This window comes from Salinarimonas rosea DSM 21201 (assembly GCF_000429045.1).
Lineage (GTDB): Bacteria > Pseudomonadota > Alphaproteobacteria > Rhizobiales > Beijerinckiaceae > Salinarimonas > Salinarimonas rosea.
On sequence record NZ_AUBC01000055.1, the window covers coordinates 1 to 2,383 of the forward strand.

Sequence of the window (2,383 nt, forward strand, 5' to 3'; positions counted from 1 at the left end):
GCACCGGCCGCGCTCGCGGACCTCGAGCACGATGATCGAGAGCACGGCGGCCTCGCCGGTGGTGAAGCGGGCGGCGATGGCGGGCGGGAGCGCACCAGACGCGGCGACGCGGCGACGGCGCTCCACAGCCTCGGAGCGGACCCGTGGGCGCTGGGCAGGCCGAGGCGGGCCGAACATGCCGATGCGAGCGGGCGGCCGTCCCTGCCCCGTCTCTGCGCGTCCTAGACCCGATAGCTCGCGCCGGGCGTGGATGCGTTCGGCAAGCGCCTGCGCGTCGTCGTCGCCTAGCTCGCCGGCTGCGAGCGCGCGCCATACCAGCCGGGACACCTCATCGAGCGCCCGTCCCCCGCGGGCCGCAACGATCGCGGCCTCAACCTGATCTCGAAACATAGCTCTGCCCTCGCGTGCGAAGCCGCGCGGGAGGGGTGCTCGGGATCAGGCAAGCCGCCCCCGTTCCGGGAATCGCAAGATTCCGGTTGACGAGAGGGCAGGGGCTGCGGGAGGATCAGGACTGCCAAGAACTGATCCGGGCGGTGCCCCCGCCTGACATGTGAGCCGCCCCCACCAGGGCGGCTTTCGTGTTTCTGCGATTCGTGAATCGCCGGGAGAGCATCGGCCGCGGTTGCCGGCCGTGTCAACGCGAGCGCCCGGTGCGCGTCACGCGGCGTTGCGAGCGGCCGGTGCAGCCGGTACGCCGATCCGATCCAGAAGGCGGGAGACCTGCGTTGCAGACCATGCCCCGCCGCGGGCGGTACGGATGCCCCGATCGTTCAGGGCGGCGGCGAGCTCGCGCAGGGACGTGACGCCAGCGGCCTGTAGATCGGCCACCAGCGGGCCGAGATCGGCCGCGCGCTGATCCGCCTGCGCCGCGCGGATCGCGGACGATGCCGCCGTGCCCTGCGCCGCGACGGAGCGGATGTTGCCCCGATCGCCCCCGAGCTTCACCCCGCGCGCCTTCGCAGCGGCGAGGGCGGCTTTCGTCCGGGCCGAGATCATGCGGCGCTCTTCGTCCGCGACCATCGCCATGATGCCGACCGTGAGGCGGTTCGCGCTGGGCATGTCGCAGGCGACGAACTCGACACCGGCCTTTTCGAGCCCGAGCAGGAAATGCGCGTCGCGGGACAGGCGATCGAGCTTCGCGATCACCAGCGTTGCGCCATGCACCCGGCACAGGCGCAGGGCTTCGGCGAGCCGCGGGCGGTTGTCGTCGCGCTTGCCGCTCTCGACCTCGACCACTTCGGCCACCAGGGACCATGCGCCCCCGTTCAGGTAGGACGCGACGGCGGCGCGCTGGGCTTCCAGGCCGAGCCCGCTCGCGCCCTGCCGCTTCGTGCTCACGCGCAGGTACGAAACGAATTTCCCGTTGGCCATGGCCTGTCCCCTGTCGAAACCGCCAAGTAACATTAGCAGCAACGAACGATGCAGCAAAGGGAAATGTTGCGCAATGCGGTGCGCGGGTGCGCGCTTGTGGTTAACCAGGCGTCAACGGGACCGGCCGGATAGTGCGCAGATCGATGCAGCGGGACAGGACGCACCGGGATGTTGTCTCTCAGGGAAGCGGCGGACGCGGCCGGCACCAGCAAGTCCACCGTGCTGCGCGCGATCCAGCGCGGCCGGCTGTCGGCAACGCGCGACGACGACGGCGGATGGCGGATCGATCCGGCCGAGCTTCACCGCGTCTACCCGCCCCGCAACGGCGGCGGGACGATGCGCACCAGCGCAGCGGGACAGGACGCACCTCCTTCTGCACCGGACGCAACGGCCGTGCTCGAGGCGCAGATCGAGGCGTTGCGCGACGTGCTGCGCCGGGCGGATCAGCAGCTCGCGGACGTGCGGGAGGATCGAGACCGGTGGCGGGTGCAGGCCGAGCAGGCGACCCGGCTTCTCACAGATCAGCGGGAGCGCCGACCATGGTGGCGGCGGCTCACCGGTTGATTACTCAGAGTAGAAGTAAAGAGCGGAGCACGTCCCTAACTACCTCGGGAGATGCCGGCTTTTCAATCCAGATAACCTCTCTGAGCACACCGAAAGCATTTCTTTGCTCGTGTCCAGATAATATCGCCCAGGGGATATTTCTCTCTTCTAGAACGCGTACAATTGCGAGGCATGATCCATCCCGTAGATCAGCGTCGAGAAGAGCTACATCTGGTGAAGCATCGTCAAGCCACTGGAGAGCATCTTCGCACGTAGCGAACGGGCCGGCACACAGCCAACCTTCATCTTCGCAGAGATGTGCGAGATCGAGAGCAATCAAGCTCTCATCCTCGGCGATCAGGATGGTAGGCATAATCAAGCCTCGCAGAGGGAAGAGATGCCTATAGCCTGGAAATGCTAGGACGGGAACCAAGTTGGCCGTCTCGCCGGATGTTCTCATTTGTTGTCA

Annotated in this window: 3 protein-coding genes and 1 pseudogene; 1 reads left to right on the forward strand and 3 read right to left on the reverse strand. The window is 67.6% G+C overall.

Annotated features, from left to right (window positions below):
* A pseudogene (locus G407_RS31905) lies at positions 1–390 on the reverse strand (hypothetical protein); the annotation flags it as partial.
* Between the two features lie 267 nt (positions 391–657).
* Complete coding sequence (locus G407_RS0121270; protein WP_029032428.1) at positions 658–1,371, reverse strand: recombinase family protein; 714 nt, start codon at positions 1,369–1,371, stop codon at positions 658–660.
* A gap of 168 nt (positions 1,372–1,539) precedes the next feature.
* Between G407_RS0121270 and G407_RS0121275 the strand changes: the two genes are divergently transcribed.
* Positions 1,540–1,935: a helix-turn-helix domain-containing protein gene (locus G407_RS0121275; RefSeq protein ID WP_029032429.1), complete on the forward strand. Its 396-nt coding sequence runs from the start codon at positions 1,540–1,542 to the stop codon at positions 1,933–1,935.
* 4 nt (positions 1,936–1,939) lie between these two features.
* On the opposite strand, the gene G407_RS32925 is transcribed toward G407_RS0121275, so the two are convergent.
* Positions 1,940–2,374: a response regulator gene (locus G407_RS32925; protein WP_084327709.1), complete on the reverse strand. Its 435-nt coding sequence runs from the start codon at positions 2,372–2,374 to the stop codon at positions 1,940–1,942.
* Between the last annotated feature and the right edge of the window lie 9 nt (positions 2,375–2,383).